The organism is Pseudonocardia lutea, from assembly GCF_042658055.1.
GTDB lineage: Bacteria > Actinomycetota > Actinomycetes > Mycobacteriales > Pseudonocardiaceae > Pseudonocardia > Pseudonocardia lutea.
The window spans coordinates 19,050-34,969 of sequence record NZ_JBHSQK010000102.1 but is presented as its reverse complement, the minus strand read 5'-3'; the positions used below and the strand labels follow the sequence as shown (position 1 = coordinate 34,969).

The following is a 15,920-nucleotide window of genomic DNA, read 5'->3' as shown; positions in this document are numbered from 1 at the left end:
GACCGGGCGGCGCCGCTGGCGCCCCCGGCGCCGTCGGCTCCCGCCGGGCCCGAGGTGCAGGTCCCGGCCGCCGCCGAGCCGCCGCGGACCCCGGAGGAGGCGCGGCAGCGGGTCGCCGACGTCCGGCGCGAGGCGGAGGCCCTCACCGAGCAGTGGCACGCCGCCACGGACGACCTCACGACCAGGCAGGCCGAGGCCGACCGGCTCCGCGAGGCGGTGGACCCGCTGCGGGCCGCCGCCGACCGGGCCCGCGGGGACGAGGAGACCTACCGGGAGACGCTCGACGGCGTCACGCTCTCCTTCTACGAGAACGGCAGGCTCGACCAGTTCAACGCCCTGCTCGCCAGCTCCTCGCCGCAGGCCTACCTGGACCAGATGTCGGCGCTCGAGACGCTCTCGGCGGACCGGCTCGTCGCGCTCGACGACCTGCGGGACAAGGTCGACCGGGCCGCCCGCACCCAGGCCGACGCGGACGACGCGACGCTGCGCGCCCAGACGGCCGCGGACGAGGCCCGCCGGGCCGCCGACGAGATCGGGATCCGCAAGGCCGACGCCGAGAAGCGGATCGGCGAGGCCGAGGCGCTGCTCCGGCAGCTGAGCCCGGGCGAGCTCGCGGACCTCAACGGGCCGGCGGAGGACGCGCCGGAGGTCCTGCTGGGCACGGGCGTGGGCGCCGACGCCCTGCGGGCGGCCGCGACCAAGCTCGGCCGGCCCTACGTGTGGGGGGCGAGCGGGCCGGGATCGTTCGACTGCTCCGGGCTGACCTCGTGGGCGTTCAAGCAGGCCGGCATCACGCTGCCGCGCTCGAGCAGTGCGCAGGCGCGGGTCGGCACCCCGGTGTCCTGGAGCGAGATGCAGCCCGGCGACCTCGTCTTCTACTACTCGCCCGTGAGCCACGTCGGCATCTACGCCGGCGGCGGCAAGATGCTCAACGCGCCGCAGAGCGGGGACGTCGTCAAGTACCAGACCGTCTCGCGCAGCGCGTTCACCGGCGCCCGCCGCCTCTGACCACGTCCGCTCCCCGTCCCCGGCGGCCGGATCGCCTCCNGCCTCCCGCGATCCGGCCGCCGCGGAGCCCGACGCCGCGGCAGGAGCCCACGCCGTGGCCGGCCGGTCCACCGGTCCCGCTAGGTTCCCCGGGTGGCCCGCACGCTCCTCGTCACGAACGACTTCCCGCCCCGCCGGGGCGGCATCCAGAACTACCTGCGGGCCCTGGCCGACCGGTTGCCGCCCGGGGAGCTGACCGTCTACGCCCCGGCCTGGGAGGGCGCGGCCGCGTTCGACGCGGCTCTCGACTACCCGGTGCACCGGCACCCGACGTCGCTGATGCTGCCGGTCCCCGAGGTCGCCCGGCGCGCCGCGACGTATGCCCGCGAGCACGGTTCCACCACGGTCTGGTTCGGCGCCGCGGCCCCGCTCGCGCTGCTGGGGCCCGGACTGCGCCGCTCGGCGGGGATCCGGCGCGTGGTGGCCAGCACGCACGGGCACGAGGTGGGCTGGTCGATGCTGCCCGGCGCGCGGCAGGCCCTGCGCCGCATCGGCGACGACGCGGACGTCGTGACCGTGGTGTCGCGCTACACGCGGGGACGGTTCGCGTCGGCCTTCGGGCCGCGGGCCGCGCTCGAGCACCTGCCGCCCGCGGTCGACACCGAGGTCTTCCGGCCCGACCCGGCCGCCCGGTCCGCGCTGCGGGCGCGCTATCGGCTGGGGGAGGCGCCCGTGGTCACCTGCCTGTCGCGGCTGGTGGCGCGCAAGGGGCAGGACGCGCTGATCGCGGCCCTGGCCCCGCTGCGCGAGCGGGTGCCCGGCACGCGGTTGCTCGTCGTCGGCGACGGACCGGACCGGGACCGGCTGCCCCGGCTGGCGCAGCGGCACGGGGTGGCCGAGCACGTCGTGTTCACGGGCGCGGTCCCGGCGGAGGAACTGGCCGCGCACCAGGCGACCGGGGACGCGTTCGCGTTGCCGTGTCGCACCCGCGGCGGCGGGCTCGACGTCGAGGGCCTCGGCATCGTGCTGCTCGAGGCCTCGGCGTGCGGGGTGCCGGTCGTGGCGGGGGACAGCGGCGGCGCGCCCGAGACGGTGCGCGAGGGCGAGACCGGGCACGTCGTCGACGGCCGGGACCGGGACGCCCTGGTCGACGCCCTCGCCGACCTGCTCGCCGACCCCGACCGGGCGCGGAAGATGGGCGCCGCCGGGCGGACCTGGATGGAGGAGGAGTGGACGCTCCCCACTCAGGTCGCACGCCTGCGGACCTTCCTCGCCGGCACGCCCTGACGGCCGCCGGGTGGCTCAGGCGGGCTGGGGCGTCTCGGCCGGGGCGTAGATCGCGGCGATCTCGGCGGCGTACTGCTGCGCCACCACCGCGCGCTTGACCTTGAGCGTGGGGGTGAGCTCCCCGCCCGCCTCGGTGAAGTCGACGGGCAGGATGCGGAACTTGCGGATCCGCTCTGCCCGCGACACCGCCTGGTTGGCCTCCTCGACGGCGGCGGCGATCTCACCGCGCAGCTCCGGGTCGTCGACCAGGTCGGCGGCGGAGGCTGGGTCGCCCGTGGCCGTCTTGCCGTGGCGCTCGCGCCAGCCGGGCAGGGCCTCGGGGTCGATGGTCACCAGCGCGCCGATGAACGGCTTGCCGTCGCCGACCACCATGCACTGCCCGACCAGCGGGTGCGCCCGCAGCCGGTCCTCCAGCACCGCGGGCGCGACGTTCTTGCCGCCCGCGGTGACCAGCAGCTCCTTCTTGCGCCCGGTGATCGTGAGGAACCCGGCGTCGTCGAGCTCGCCGATGTCCCCGCTGTGGAACCAGCCGTCCTCGAGCGCCTCCGCGGTGGCCTTCTCGTTCTGCCAGTACCCGCGGAAGACGATGTCGCCGCGCAGCAGGATCTCGCCGTCGTCGGCGATCCGGACCGCGTGCCCCGGCACCGGCCGCCCGACGCTCCCGACCCGCTGGGCCGACAGCGCGTTGACGGTGACGCCCGCGGTGGTCTCGGTGAGCCCGTAGCCCTCCAGGATCGGCAGCCCGATGCCGCGGAAGAAGTGCCCGAGGCGCTCGCCGAGGGGGGCGCTGCCGGACACCGCGGCGACGACCCGCCCGCCGGTCGCGGCCCGCAGCTTGCCGTAGACGAGCTTGTCGAACACCGCATGCCTGACCTTCAGGCCCAGGCCGGGGCCGCCGGTGTCCTCGGCCTGCGACCACGCGATCGCGGTGTCGGCGGCGGCGTCGAAGATCCGGCCCTTGCCCTCGTCGTGCGCCTTCTGCCGGGCGCCGTTGTAGACCTTCTCGAACACGCGCGGGACGGCGAGCAGGAAGGTCGGGCGGAAGCTCTGCAGGTCCGCCAGCAGGTTCTTGGTGTCCGGGGTGTGTCCGATGACGGTGCGGGAGGCGAGGGCCCCGCACTGGATGACCTTGCCGAAGACGTGCGCCAGCGGCAGGAACAGCAGCACCGAGCCGGTGTCGGTGAGCAACTCGGAGAGCACCGCGCGGGTCGAGGCGATCTCGGTGAGCAGGTTCCGGTGGGTCAGCTCGCAGCCCTTGGGGCGCCCCGTGGTGCCCGAGGTGTAGATCAGCGTGGCCAGGTCGTCCGCCTGCACCGCGCGGCGGCGCTCGTGGACCTGCTCGTCGGCCAGCTCCTTGCCCGCGGCGACGAGCTCGTCGACCGCGCCGGAGGCGATCTCCTTGACGAACTTCAGCGTGCCGCCCGCCCGGGCGACCAGGGCCGCGTGGTCGGCCGTCTCGACCACGATCCCGACCGCGCCGGAGTCGGAGAGGATCCACTCGATCTGGGACGCCGAGGAGGTCTCGTAGATCGGCACCGTGACCGCGCCGACGGCGAGGATCGCGTAGTCGACCAGCGTCCACTCGTACCGGGTGCGGGACAGCAGCGCGACGCGGTCGCCGACCTCGACGCCCGAGGCGATCAGCCCGCGCGCGACCGCGGTGACCTGCGCGGCGAACTCGGCGGCGGAGACGTCCCGCCAGCCGCCGGCCTCCCGGATCCGCAGCGACGTGGTCCGCGGGACCTCGGCCTCGTTCGCGTACACGGCGTCGAGGAGGTTCTCCTCCGCTCCGACCGTGACGGTCGCGGGGACGCTGTACTCACGCACGATGCTGACCTCCTGGCCGGCGTTGGCAGGTTACTCGTGAGGAAAGATAGCGCGTCGCCGCGCGGATCGGCAGGCCACCGGGTGTCCGACATGTCCGGTTCTTCGTGGGCGGGCCGCCGACCCCCCGATCGGGTCCGCCCGCGCCCCCGGCGCAGGTCCCGCAGGTCGGGGCGGGAGGATCGGGGGCGCGAGGAGGTGGCCGGTGCCCAGTGTGGACGTGGTGGACGAGACATTCCTGGCCGCGCCCCGTGCCCGCGTGGCGGCCGAGTTCGCCGATCCGGGTGTGTGGCCGCGGCTCTGGCCGGACCTGCGGCTGGAGGTCCTCGCCGACCGGGGCGACGAGGGCGTGCGCTGGACGGTCGGCGGCGCGCTCACCGGGAGCATGGAGGTGTGGCTGGAGGCGGTGCTCGACGGCACGGTCGTCCACTACTTCCTGCGCGCCGACCCCACCGGGCCGGACGGCCTGCCGACGACCTGGCCCCGGCGCCGCGCCGTCGCCGAGACCCGGCGCCGGCAACGCGCCGCCAAGCGGATCGCGTTCGCCCTCAAGGCGCGGCTGGAGGCGGGCCGGGCGCCGGGGGAGCCCCCGCTCCCGTAGCGTCTGCAGATCATGCGGGTGCATGTGGTCTCCGACGTGCACGGCAACGTCGAGGCCCTCGCCCGGGCGGCCGACGGCGCCGATGCCGTGTTCGTGCTCGGCGACCTGATCGACTTCGTGGACTACCGGAACCCGGAGGGCGGCATCCTGGGCCGGGTCCTGGGCCCGGAGGTCAGCCGCCGGTTCGGCGAGGTGCGCAGCGCCGGCGGGCCCGGCGAGCTCCGCGAGTTCGCGCGCCGGGCGTGGGCGCGCATCCCCGACCCGGCCGCCGTGATCGAGGAGGCGATCGCCGAGCAGTACGAGGCGATGTTCGCCGTCCTCCCGGACCCGACCTGGGCCATCCCCGGCAACGTCGACGTGCCCGACCTCTGGCCCGCGCACGTCCGGCCCGGCACCCGGGTGCCCGACGGCGAGGTGGTCGAGATCGGCGGGCTGCGCGTCGGCTTCGTGGGCGGGGTGCCGCTGCCGCCCGGCGTCCCGGCCCGCACCGGCGGCCCCTGGCGCCCGCACCTCGTCCCGGCCGAGGACTACCTCGCCGCGGTCGGCAAGCTCACGGACGTCGCGCTGCTGTGCACGCACGCGCCGCCCGCGGTGCCCGCGCTGTACTACGACGTCGTCACCAGGCGGCGGGAGCTGCCCGGGCAGGGGCTGGTGGAGCTGATCGAGCGCGACCGCCCCCGCGCGGCGCTGTTCGGGCACGTCCACCAGCCGCTGGCGCCGCGGGCCCGGCTGGGTCCCACGGAGTGCGTGAACGTCGGCCACTTCCGCAAGACGGGTGAGCCGTACGTGCTGCGCTGGTGATCCGCCCGGTACCGTGCGCGTCATGGCCGACGCGACGACCTCCTCGATCACCATCGACGCCGACCCCGAGACGGTCATGGCGGTCATCGCGGACTTCGAGGCCTACCCGGAGTGGGCGGACCAGGTGAAGACGGTCGAGATCCTCGAGAAGGGGGCCGACCGGGCCGACCGCGTGCGGTTCTCCATGGACGCCGGCCCGATCAAGGACACCTACACCCTCGACTACGACTGGGCGCCGGACGGCCGCTCGGTGAGCTGGACCCTGGTGAAGGGCCAGATGCAGAAGGCGCAGAACGGCTCGTACACGCTGGAGTCCGCCGGCGGCGCCCCGACCACGGTGACCTACAGCCTCGCCGTGGACCTCAACATCCCGATGATCGGCATGTTGCGCCGCAAGGCCGAGAAGGTGATCATCGACACCGCCCTCAAGGGCCTCAAGCGCCGCGTGGAGAGCCGCTCCTGAGCGCACGCCCCGTGGCGGCTACGCTGCCGCGCGTGCGGGTCGTGCTGTTCACCGGCAAGGGGGGCGTCGGGAAGACGACGCTCGCCGCGGCCACGGCCGCCCGCCTCGCCCGGTCCGGGCGCAAGACCCTCGTCGTCTCCACCGACCCCGCGCACTCCCTCGGCGACGCCCTCGGCGAGCGTCTCGACGCCACCACCGAGAGCGAGCCCGCCGACCTCGGGCAGGGGCTGTTCGCCGCGCACGTGGACACCCGGGTGCTGCTCGACGACGCCTGGGGCGACCTGCAGGGGCACCTGCGCACGCTGCTCGCGGGGGCCGGGATCGACGAGCTGCTGGCCGACGAGCTGACCGTGCTCCCGGGCGTCGAGGACCTCCTCGCGCTCGCCGAGGTGCACCGCCTCGCCACCTCCGGGCTCTGGGAGGTGGTGGTGGTCGACTGCGGCCCCACCGCCGAGACGCTGCGCCTGCTCGGGCTGCCGGAGGCGCTCTCGGGGTACCTCGAGCGGCTCTTCCCGGCGCACCGCCGGGCCGTCCGCGGCATGATCGCCGGGCTGGCCTCGGGACGGGCCGGCGCCGAGCAGGCCGCGGGCTGGGACCGGACCGTCGACGCCCTGGACCGGCTCGCCGCGCGGCTCGCCGGGCTGCGCGCCCTGCTGGCCGACCGCGAGGAGACCTCGATCCGCCTGGTCCTGACCCCCGAGCGGGTCGTCGCCGCGGAGACGCGCCGCACCCTGACCGCCCTGGCCCTGCACGACCTGCAGGTCGACGGTCTGGTGGTCAACCGGGTCATGCCCGCGCCGCCGCCGTCGCTGCGCGGCCCGACCGCGCGCTGGCTGCGGGAGCGGCACACCGAGCAGCAGGCCGTGCTGGCCGAGCTGCGGGCGGAGTGCGGCGACGCCGTCCCGCTCGCCACCGTGCCGTACACCGCGGCCGAGCCGACCGGCGTGGAGGCCCTGGTGGCGCTGGCCGGCGGCCTCTACGGGGACGGGGACCCGGTCGCCGCCGTCCCGGACACCGGCCCGGGCCTGCGCCTCGAGCGCACCGCGGGCAGCGGCACCTCCGCCGACTCGGAGTTCGAGCTGGCCCTGCGCCTGCCCGGCGCGGCGGACGGCCCGCTGGACCTCACCCGGGTCGGCGACGAGCTCGTCGTCACCGTGGGCTCCACACGGCGCCGGGTGAGCCTGCCGGCCGTGCTTCGCCGCTGCGAGGTCACCGGGGCCCGGCTCGTGGGCGAGGGCCACGCCACGGACCTGGTCGTGGTCTTCGCGCCGGACCCGGCGGTCTGGATGCAGCGGTGACGGCGGCAGCGGTGACGGCGGCAGCGGTGACGGACGCCGTCCCGGGGAGGCGCGGGTGAGCTGCGCGCACTCGGAGAGCCTGACCCGGGAACTGCGCGCCCTCGCGACGGCCGCGTTCGAGCGCGTCGGGCCGCTGCTCGACGTGGCCCGCTCCGCCGAGGGGACCCCGTCGAGCTGCGCGTCCTGCCCGGTCTGCGCCCTGCTCGCGCTGCTGCGCGGCGAGCGCCCGGAGCTGGCGGTACGACTGGCCGAGCACGCCGCGGGACTGTTGACGGTGCTGCGGACGTTGGTGGAGGAGCTGCCGGACCCGGCGGCGGAGGGAACGGCCGGCAGAGCTGCGGGGCGTGGATCCGAGGAAGAGGGCGGACATGGCACGACCCGCGGCGCGGACGGCGGACACGCCGCACACGGTGGAGACGGCGGAACCCGCGGCGGGGAGTCCCGATCCGGGGCCGCCCGGCGGGTCCAGCACATCCGCGTGGTCCGGGCCTGACGTGCTGACCGTCGGGGTGGACGTCGGGGGCACGAGCGTCCGGGCCGGGGTCGTCGACCCCGAGGGCGAGGTCATCGACAGCGCCAGCGCCGCCACGCCCAAGAGCGACGAGGCCCTCGAGGCGACCATCGCCGCCTGCGTGAGCGAGCTCGCGAACCGCCACGAGGTGTCCGCGGTCGGCCTGGCGCTGGCCGGGTTCATCGACGCCGACCGCGGGCTGGTCCGGTTCGCGCCGCACCTGTCGTGGCGGGACGCCCCCGTGGCCGAGCGGATGCGCAAGCGGCTGGGCGTCCCGGTCGTCGTCGAGCACGACGCGAACGCCGCCGCCCTGGCCGAGCGCCGCTACGGGGCTGCCGCCGGCGCGTCGACGGTGGTCTTCGTGGCCCTGGGCACCGGCATCGGCGGGGCGCTGCTGCTCGACGGCGCGCTGTTCCGCGGCGCCTTCGGGGTGGCGCCGGAGTTCGGGCACGTCCGCGTGGTGCCCGACGGCCGCCCGTGCGAGTGCGGCAAGCGCGGCTGCTGGGAGCGCTACTGCAGCGGCACCGCGTTGGCCACGACGGCGCTGGAGATGCTCGCCGACCCCGACGCGAGCACCTCCGTGCTGCACCGCGAGGCCGCGCGGGACCCGGGCCGGATCACCGGCCAGCGGGTCGCGGCCGCCGCGCGTGACGGCGACCGGCTGGCCCGGCGCGCCGTCGCCGAGATGGGCCGGTGGCTGGGGGAGGGCCTCTCGCTGATCGCCGACGTGTTCGACCCCGAGCTGGTCGTGATCGGCGGCGGGGTCTCGGTGTCGGCGCCGCTGTTCCTCGACGAGGCCCGCGAGCACTACGCCCGGATCGTCACCGGCGCGGGCAACCGGCCGCTGGCGCGCATCCGCACCGCGCAGCTCGGGTCCGCGGCCGCCGTGGTGGGGTCGGCCGAGCTGGCGCGCGAGGCCGTCGTGAGCGGGCAGGCGGCGCGCTGAGTCGGACGGGGCGCCGGTTCGGCCGGTGCCCTCGTCGGACGGCCCTCGTCGGACGGCCCTCGTCAGACGGTGCCCTCGTCGTCGTACGGGTCCACGTCCTCGTCGGCGGGCTGCCACAGCCGCATCAGCAGCCAGGTGAGGCCGCCGGCGATCGCCACGAGGCCCAGCGGCAGCCCGTAGACCGAGGACATGCCGATCCACTGCGGCGCCGCGACCAGCACGATCCCGAGCACCACGAGCACCAGGCCGACGCCCACCGCGGCCCCCACCCGCGGCAGCGGCGGCGGATCCGGCGGGATGTAGTGCTCCTCCGGGTCCAGCCGGGGGTCGATCTCCGGGGCCGGCGGGGCCGGCGGGGCCGCGGGACGCGGCCCGGCCTCCGTGCCCCGGCCCTCCGCGGCGTCGTCCGGCTCCTCGCCGGGCCAGCGGGGGACGGTGCCCTCCGCCTTCCAGGACGCCACGACCTGCTCGAAGGGGTCCGGGTCCGACCGGCGACCCTCCCGCCCCGGATCGCCCTGCACACCCTCCGGCTCGCCCGTGCTCATGCTCGCGGCCTCCTCGGGGGTCTGCGGGGACAGACCCGTGCATCCTGACACGGACACGCCCGCGGCGGGCGGAGGAGTCCCTTGTTGTCGCAACCGCGCGACGCTCCGTAGGCTTGGGCTCCCTTGCAGTGAGGAGGCCCAGCGCGGTGCTGTACTGGTGGTCGAAGTACGTCCTGCTGGGCCCGTTGCTCCGGTTGTACTGCCGCCCCACCATCGAGGGCCTGGAGCACATCCCCACCACGGGGGCCGCGATCCTCGCGAGCAACCACCTGGCGGTGGCGGACTCCTTCCTGCTGCCGCTGCAGGTGCCGCGCCGGATCACGTTCCTCGCCAAGCGCGAGTACTTCACCGAGCCGGGCTTCAAGGGCTTCGTCAAGAAGCAGTTCTTCAGCGGGGTCGGCCAGGTGCCGATCGACCGGTCCGGCGGCAACGCGGCCCAGGCGGCGATGGACACCGCGGTGCGGCTGCTGCGCGAGGGCAACCTGCTCGGCATCTACCCCGAGGGCACCCGCTCGCCGGACGGGCGGCTCTACAAGGGCAAGACCGGCGTGGCGCGGATGGCGCTCGAGGCCGGCGTGCCGGTCATCCCGGTCGCCATGATCGGCACGGACAAGGTCAACCCCATCGGCTCGAAGATGTGGCGGCCCGGGCACGTCCACGTCAAGGTCGGTGCGCCGCTGGACTTCTCCCGCTACGAGGGCATGGCGGGGGACCGGTTCATCGAGCGGTCCATGACGGACGAGATCATGTACGCGCTGATGGAGCTCTCCGGACAGACCTACGTGGACCTGTACGCCGCGTCGGTGAAGGAGAAGGCCGCGCAGGCCGCGAAGGAGCAGCAGGGCAGAGCGGCGGCCTGAGCCGCTCGGGGTGATTCAGCCCGCGGCGACGGCGGCGTTGGCCGCGTCCTGCGCCTGCTGCAGGCCCGGCCCCACCGGCAGCCGTCCCGCGAAGACCTCCCCGAGGATCGGGTCGAAGGCCCGGGAGCCGGTACCGAACTTCGGCCCCAGCGGCGGGTCGATGGTGGCCGAGCCGCCGAGGCTGCCGAAGTAGCCCGTCTCGACGCCGCGCTCGCGCCAGTAGTCGAAGAACTTCTGCTGCGAGCCCGTCACCGCGGGCAGCGCGGCACCCCGCCCGCCGACGGGGTCGGCGCCCGGCTCCGAGCCGATCCAGTCGAGGACGCGCGCGACGGCCTCGGGGTGCGGGGTGCGCGCGTTGCCCGCCGCGATCACGCTGTTCACCACCGAGACCCGGCCCGCCGGCCCCGCGACCATCGGCGCCACGCCCCAGTCGAAGGTCGCGCCGTCGGCCACGTTGCGCAGGTTGTAGGTGCCGGACTGGAACACGGCGAGCCGCTGGTCGAGGAAGGCGTCCCGGCCGTAGTCGGGGTTGACGTTGGTGTCGTCGGCGTCGGGGGCGACGTGATGGGTGTTGATCAGGTCCACCAGGTACCGGAACGCCTCGGCCGAGGGGGGCTCGGCGAAGGCGAAGGTGCCGTCGGGCTTCTGGAACCGCCCGCCGTTGGAGCCGACGAAGTCGTAGTAGATCGCCTGCAGGTCGCGGCCGGCGTTGAACCCGTACCGGGCCACGTTCGCCGGGTCGAAGCCCGGCTGGTCGGCGGTCCGGCCGTGCACGTCGACCGTCAGCTTCCGCATCGCCGGCAGGAAGGTGTCCTTCGCCGGGTCGGTGTGCCAGGTCAGTGCGGTGGGGTCGACGCCGGCGTCCGCCAGCATCTTCTTGTTGTAGTAGGTGACGATCCGGCCGTCCGTGAGCGCCGGGACGCCCCACAGCGCCCCGTCCCGGGTGTACTGGTCGACGGCGGCCGGGACCCAGTTCTGCCTGCGGCCGGGCAGGATCCGGTCGACGTCCATCAGCGCGCCGGAGTCGGCCAGCGCGCCGAAGTAGGCCGAGTTCAGCCAGAAGATGTCGTCGCCGCTGCCGTTGGCGAGCTGCGCGTTGAGGCTCACGAAGTAGTCCGAGTACGGGACGACGTCGAGGTCGACGCGGAGGTCCGGGTTCTGCCGCTCGAACTCGGCGAAGGACGTGCCGTAGGCCTTGGCCACCTGGTCGTCCCACAGCCGCAGGGTCACCGTGGTGGCGGGGGCCTGCGGCGGGCCCGCGCACGCCGCGGCGAGCACGGCACAGAGCAGCACGACCAGCCCGGGGAGCAGGGCGGTGCGGGAGCGGCGCATGGGATCTCGCTAGGAAGGCGGCTGACCGAGGCCAGGGGTCGGTGGGTAGGTCGTCCCGGGCGTCCGGATCGTGACCGTGCCCCCCCATCTTCGCCCGTCCGGCGCAGTCCCGGCGCGCGCCCCGCCGATCGGGCGACGTAGAGTCGCGGCAGGTCGGAAAGGGTTGGCATGCGTTTCTTCTACGACACCGAGTTCATCGAGGACGGCAGGACGATCGATCTGGTGTCGATCGGCGTCGTCGGCGAGGACGGGCGCGAGTTCTACGCGGTGTCCACGGAGTTCGACCCGGACAGGGCCGGTCCCTGGGTGCGGGCCAACGTGCTGCCCAAGCTGCCCTCGCCCGCCGACAAGGCCTGGCGGTCCCGGGCCACGATCCGCCGCGAGCTGCTGGAGTTCCTCACCGGTGCGCCCGGCGAGGTCGAGCTGTGGGCCTGGATCGCCGCGTACGACCACGTCGCCCTCTGCCAGCTGTGGGGCGCCATGCCCGCCCTGCCCCGCGCCCTCCCGCGGTTCACCCGCGAGCTGCGCCAGCGGTGGGAGGACGCGGGCCGCCCGCCGCTGCCGCCGCCCACCTCGGACGCGCACGACGCGCTGGCCGACGCCCGGCTCAACCTGCGCCGCTGGCAGGTCATCGAGACCTCCGTCCCGGCCCCCTGAGCGGAGCGTGCGGAGCGGACGCCGGGACCGGTCGGGACGGGTGCCGGGAGCGGCCTCCCCGGCCGGACCGAATACCCTCGTACCGTGAACTGGTCCGTCGACGCCCCCGTGGACGTCCTCCCGGAGCTGCCGCCGCTGCCCGGTGAGCTCCGCACCCGGCTGGACGACGCGCTCGCCCGGCCCGCCGCCCAGCAGCCCGAGTGGCCGGACCCCTCGGTCGTCACGCACACCCGCACGGTGCTGGAGAGCGTGCCGCCCGTCGTGCTGCCGCCCGAGGTCGACCGGCTCTCCCAGCGCCTGGCCGACGTCGCGAACGGGAAGGCCTTCCTGCTCCAGGGCGGGGACTGCGCCGAGACGTTCGTCGACAACACCGAGCCGCACATCCGCGCGACCATCCGCACGCTGCTGCAGATGGCCGTGGTGCTGACCTACGGCGCGTCGTTGCCGGTGGTGAAGGTCGGGCGGATCGCCGGGCAGTACGCCAAGCCGCGCAGCTCACCCGTGGACGCGCTCGGCCTGCCCTCCTACCGCGGCGACATCGTCAACGCCCTGGCGCCGAACGAGGCCGCCCGCACCCCGGACCCGTCGCGGATGATCCGGGCCTACGCCAACGCGAGCGCCGCGATGAACCTGGTCCGCGGGCTGACCGCGACCGGCATGGCCGACCTCGCGATGGTGCACGCCTGGAACAAGGACTTCGTGCGCACGTCCGCGGCGGGGGAGCGGTACGAGGCGGTCGCGGCGGAGATCGACCGGGCCGTGAGGTTCATGGACGCCTGCGGGGTCACCGACCACCAGCTGCACGCGGTGGAGTTCTACGCCTCGCACGAGGCCCTGCTGCTCGACTACGAGCGGGCCATGCTGCGGCTGGACCTCGACCGGGACAACCCCGTGCTGTACGACCTGTCCGCGCACTTCCTCTGGATCGGCGAGCGCACCCGCCAGCTCGACGGCGCCCACGTCGCCTTCGCCGAGCTGCTGTCGAACCCGATCGGGCTCAAGATCGGCCCGACCACCACGCCGGAGCAGGCGGTGGAGTACGTCGAGCGGCTGGACCCGCGCAACGAGCCGGGCCGGCTCACGCTGATCAGCCGCATGGGCAACGGCAAGATCCGCGACGCGCTGCCGCCGATCGTCGAGAAGGTCACGGCCTCCGGCCACAAGGTCATCTGGCAGTGCGACCCGATGCACGGCAACACCCACGAGTCCACGACGGGCTACAAGACCCGCCACTTCGACCGGATCGTCGACGAGGTGCAGGGCTTCTTCGAGGTGCACGGTGCGCTCGGCACGCACCCTGGCGGCATCCACGTCGAGGTCACCGGCGAGGACGTCACGGAGTGCCTCGGCGGTGCCCAGGAGATCTCGGACACCGACCTCGCCGGCCGGTACGAGACCGCCTGCGACCCGCGGCTGAACACCCAGCAGTCGCTGGAGCTCGCCTTCCTCGTCGCGGAGATGCTGCGCGGCTGACGCGCCGCAGCTGCGCGGCAGGTGGTGCGGGAGCGCCACCTGCCGCGCACAGCCGTCAGAAGACCGTGAGCGTGACGGTCGAGCCCTCCTCGACCGTCGTCCCCGGGCTCGGGTCCTGGTTGACCACCCGCGGGTTCTCCCGGCCGAACGGGAAGCTCCGCTCGACGTCGACGCCCAGCCCCCGGCGCTCGAGCCGCTCCCGGGCCTCGTCCAGCCGGTCGCCGATCACCAGCGGGACGTCGACCTCGGCCGGCGGTTCCACGCCCTTGCTCAGCACGAGGGTCACCGAGCCGCCGATCGGGAGCGCGGTGCCGGCCGGCGGGTCGGTGCGCAGCACCGCGCCCTGCGGCACCGTGCTGCTGAACTCCGCCGCGGAGGCCGAGGTCGCCGGCGTGAGCTGCGCCTCCCGCAGGGTCTGCTGTGCCGCCTCCACCGTGGTGCCCTCGGCGATCGCCGGGACCACCGGGCGGCCCGTGGACACCGTGAGGGTGACGGGGCTGCCGCGCAGCAGCCGGGACTCCGGGGCGGGCTCGGCGGCGGCCACGCGGTCGGCCGCGACGGCGTCGTGGTGCTGCTCGGTGACCGACCAGGCCAGGTCGGCCTCGGTGAGCAGCCGCTCGGCGGCGGCCCGGTCCAGGCCGACGACCGCGGGCATCGCGGTCCACCGGCCCGCGCCCAGCCACCAGGCCGCCCCGCCGACGACGAGGCCGAGCAGCAGCAGGACCACGATCCAGAGGACGAACAGGCGGCGGCCGCGTCGGCGGACGATCCGGTGGTCCGGCAGGGCATCGGGGCGCGGCGCCGAGGCCGTGCCGTGCCGGCCCGCCCGCTCGGTGGGCGGGCCGTCGAGGAACTCCCCGCGGGTCAGCGCGCGGGTCCCGCCGGGACCGGCGGGCTCGGCCGATGCCTCCAGCACGAAGCCCTCGGCCGGCACCGTGTCCTGTTCCTCGATCGGCGGCGGGGGCGGCAGCGGGACCGGCACCCGCGGGACGGCCAGCCACTCCCGCAGCCGGACGAGCTCGTCGAGGAAGGCCGCGGCGTCGGCCGGGCGGCGGCCGGGATCGCGGGAGGTGGCCCGGCGGATCAGGTCGTCGAGCTCGGGCGGCACCTCGGTCGCGATCACCGAGGGCGCCGGGACGTCGTCGTTCACGTGCCGGTAGGCCACCGAGAGGGCGTTGTCGCCGGTGTAGGGCGGCGCCCCGGTGAGTAGCTCGTAGCCCAGGATGCCGGCGGCGTAGACGTCGCTGCGCGCGTCCGCCTGGCCGGTGGCGACCTGCTCGGGTGACAGGTAGGCCATCGTGCCGAGGATCATCCCGGCGTGGCTGACGCCGGCCTCGGCGGCCGCCGTGACCAGGCCGAAGTCGGCGACCTTGACGCCGCCCTCCCGGCCGAGCAGGACGTTCTCGGGCTTGACGTCCCGGTGCACCATGCCCAGCCGGTGCGCCTGCGCGAGGCCCGCCAGGACCGGTTCGAGCACCGCGAAGGTCGCCGGCACGCCGAGCGCACCCCGGCGGCGCAGCACGTCCCGCAGGGTGCCGCCGTCGACCAGCTCCATGACCAGGAACAGGGTCGGCTCACCGCCGGGCGGGGTGCACCGGCCCTGGTCGTGCACGTCGACGACGTGGGGATGGTCGATCCGCGCCGCCGAGCGGGCCTCCCGCTCGAACCGGGCGCGGAAGGCCGGGTCCGCCGCGAGCCGCGGGTCCATGATCTTGATCGCGACCGGCCGGTCCAGCCGGGTGTCCAGCCCCCGGTGCACGGTCGACATCCCGCCCCGCGCGAGGACGGGTCCCACCCGGTACCGCGCGTCGATCAGGGCTCCGGGGGAGCCGGGCGGGGCGGTCACGCCCCGACGGTACCGCCCGGTTCCCTCCCCGCGGTGTCTCCCCTCGGTGACCCGCGCTGTGGCATGGTGACGCACGTGAGTGAGACGAACGGGGCGAGCGCCGTCCTGTCCGAGGACGTCGCGGTCCTGCCCGCCACCGAGGTCGCCCAGATCCTCTCGGTCCCGCGGACCCGCGTGCACCAACTGATCAAGGACGGCCAGCTGCTCTCGCTGAAGCGCGAGGGCACCGTCTGCGTCCCCGCCGACTTCCTCGACGGCAACGCCGTGGTCAAGGGGCTGTCCGGCACGATCACCGTGCTGCGCGACGGCGGCTACCCCGACGCGGACATCCTCCGCTGGTTGTTCACCGAGGACGACAGCCTGCCGGGCACGCCGATCGCGGCCATCCGGGCCGGGCGGCACCGCGAGATCAAGCGGCGCGCCCAGGCCATGGCGTTCTGACACCGTTTACGACCCCGCGTCCCGGCCGGGCGTCCGAGCTTCCCTGGC

At 75.2% G+C, this 15,920-nt stretch carries 16 protein-coding genes; 12 read left to right on the top strand and 4 right to left on the bottom strand.

The annotated features are described in order from the left end of the window. Both ACFQH9_RS29230 and ACFQH9_RS29225 read left to right on the top strand, forming a co-directional pair. A partial coding sequence (locus ACFQH9_RS29230; protein ID WP_379571167.1) for an NlpC/P60 family protein occupies positions 1-1,008 on the top strand: 1,008 nt, incomplete at its 5' end. Between the two features lie 132 nt (positions 1,009-1,140). Beyond that, positions 1,141-2,274, top strand: a complete 1,134-nt coding sequence (locus ACFQH9_RS29225) for a glycosyltransferase family 4 protein (protein WP_379571165.1) — start codon at positions 1,141-1,143, stop codon at positions 2,272-2,274. 15 nt (positions 2,275-2,289) lie between these two features. Here ACFQH9_RS29225 and ACFQH9_RS29220 read toward each other — a convergent pair whose 3' ends face one another. Further along, on the bottom strand, positions 2,290-4,101 hold the full coding sequence (locus ACFQH9_RS29220) for an AMP-dependent synthetase/ligase (RefSeq protein WP_379571163.1): 1,812 nt from the start codon (positions 4,099-4,101) through the stop codon (positions 2,290-2,292). A 202-nt stretch (positions 4,102-4,303) separates the two neighbouring features. Here ACFQH9_RS29220 and ACFQH9_RS29215 point away from each other — a divergent pair, with 202 nt between their 5' ends. From ACFQH9_RS29215 to ACFQH9_RS29190, 6 genes are read left to right on the top strand one after another with little or no spacing between them, the layout of a single operon-like run. Next, on the top strand, positions 4,304-4,699 hold the full coding sequence (locus tag ACFQH9_RS29215; RefSeq protein WP_379571161.1) for a polyketide cyclase / dehydrase and lipid transport: 396 nt from the start codon (positions 4,304-4,306) through the stop codon (positions 4,697-4,699). Positions 4,700-4,711: 12 nt separating this feature from the next. Continuing rightward, entirely contained in the window at positions 4,712-5,500 is a 789-nt protein-coding gene (locus ACFQH9_RS29210; RefSeq protein WP_379571159.1) for a metallophosphoesterase family protein, read from the top strand. Between the two features lie 22 nt (positions 5,501-5,522). Beyond that, entirely contained in the window at positions 5,523-5,963 is a 441-nt protein-coding gene (locus ACFQH9_RS29205) for an SRPBCC family protein (protein WP_379571157.1), read from the top strand. Positions 5,964-5,995: 32 nt separating this feature from the next. Beyond that, positions 5,996-7,261, top strand: a complete 1,266-nt coding sequence (locus ACFQH9_RS29200; protein ID WP_379571155.1) for an ArsA family ATPase — start codon at positions 5,996-5,998, stop codon at positions 7,259-7,261. A 55-nt stretch (positions 7,262-7,316) separates the two neighbouring features. Then, complete coding sequence (locus tag ACFQH9_RS29195; protein WP_379571153.1) at positions 7,317-7,754, top strand: hypothetical protein; 438 nt, start codon at positions 7,317-7,319, stop codon at positions 7,752-7,754. Position 7,755: 1 nt separating this feature from the next. After that, the gene (locus tag ACFQH9_RS29190; protein ID WP_379571151.1) at positions 7,756-8,718 is read left to right on the top strand and encodes an ROK family glucokinase; all 963 of its coding nucleotides are present in this window, start codon (positions 7,756-7,758) and stop codon (positions 8,716-8,718) included. Between the two features lie 62 nt (positions 8,719-8,780). On the opposite strand, the gene ACFQH9_RS29185 is transcribed toward ACFQH9_RS29190, so the two are convergent. Next, positions 8,781-9,263: a hypothetical protein gene (locus ACFQH9_RS29185; RefSeq protein ID WP_379571149.1), complete on the bottom strand. Its 483-nt coding sequence runs from the start codon at positions 9,261-9,263 to the stop codon at positions 8,781-8,783. A 146-nt stretch (positions 9,264-9,409) separates the two neighbouring features. Here ACFQH9_RS29185 and ACFQH9_RS29180 point away from each other — a divergent pair, with 146 nt between their 5' ends. Next, the gene (locus ACFQH9_RS29180; protein ID WP_379571248.1) at positions 9,410-10,123 is read left to right on the top strand and encodes a lysophospholipid acyltransferase family protein; all 714 of its coding nucleotides are present in this window, start codon (positions 9,410-9,412) and stop codon (positions 10,121-10,123) included. 15 nt (positions 10,124-10,138) lie between these two features. Here the strand turns inward: ACFQH9_RS29180 and ACFQH9_RS29175 are convergent, their stop codons facing one another. Further along, positions 10,139-11,455 carry an ABC transporter substrate-binding protein gene (locus ACFQH9_RS29175; RefSeq protein WP_379571147.1) on the bottom strand — a complete coding sequence of 439 codons (1,317 nt, stop codon included), beginning with the start codon at positions 11,453-11,455 and terminating at the stop codon, positions 10,139-10,141. Between the two features lie 168 nt (positions 11,456-11,623). On the opposite strand from ACFQH9_RS29175, the gene ACFQH9_RS29170 reads away from it, so the two are divergent. Together ACFQH9_RS29170 and ACFQH9_RS29165 are read left to right on the top strand one after the other, a co-directional pair. Next, positions 11,624-12,112, top strand: coding sequence for a polyadenylate-specific 3'-exoribonuclease AS (locus ACFQH9_RS29170; protein ID WP_379571145.1), 489 nt, complete (start codon positions 11,624-11,626; stop codon positions 12,110-12,112). Between the two features lie 84 nt (positions 12,113-12,196). After that, a complete protein-coding gene (locus tag ACFQH9_RS29165; protein WP_379571143.1) occupies positions 12,197-13,585 on the top strand; it encodes a class II 3-deoxy-7-phosphoheptulonate synthase in 1,389 nt (462 codons plus the stop codon). 55 nt (positions 13,586-13,640) lie between these two features. Here the strand turns inward: ACFQH9_RS29165 and pknB are convergent, their stop codons facing one another. Then, positions 13,641-15,431 carry a Stk1 family PASTA domain-containing Ser/Thr kinase gene (pknB, locus tag ACFQH9_RS29160; RefSeq protein ID WP_379571141.1) on the bottom strand — a complete coding sequence of 597 codons (1,791 nt, stop codon included), beginning with the start codon at positions 15,429-15,431 and terminating at the stop codon, positions 13,641-13,643. Between the two features lie 75 nt (positions 15,432-15,506). Here pknB and ACFQH9_RS29155 point away from each other — a divergent pair, with 75 nt between their 5' ends. Beyond that, on the top strand, positions 15,507-15,872 hold the full coding sequence (locus tag ACFQH9_RS29155; protein ID WP_379571139.1) for an Rv2175c family DNA-binding protein: 366 nt from the start codon (positions 15,507-15,509) through the stop codon (positions 15,870-15,872). The last annotated feature ends 48 nt before the right edge of the window (positions 15,873-15,920 follow it).

Coding starts and splice junctions, on each gene's coding strand:
- ACFQH9_RS29210 (WP_379571159.1), top strand. CDS start 4,712: ATGCGGGTGCATGTGGTCTCCGACGTGCACGGCAACGTCGAGGCCCTC.
- ACFQH9_RS29205 (WP_379571157.1), top strand. CDS start 5,523: ATGGCCGACGCGACGACCTCCTCGATCACCATCGACGCCGACCCCGAG.
- ACFQH9_RS29185 (WP_379571149.1), bottom strand. CDS start 9,263: ATGAGCACGGGCGAGCCGGAGGGTGTGCAGGGCGATCCGGGGCGGGAG.
- ACFQH9_RS29175 (WP_379571147.1), bottom strand. CDS start 11,455: ATGCGCCGCTCCCGCACCGCCCTGCTCCCCGGGCTGGTCGTGCTGCTC.
- ACFQH9_RS29170 (WP_379571145.1), top strand. CDS start 11,624: ATGCGTTTCTTCTACGACACCGAGTTCATCGAGGACGGCAGGACGATC.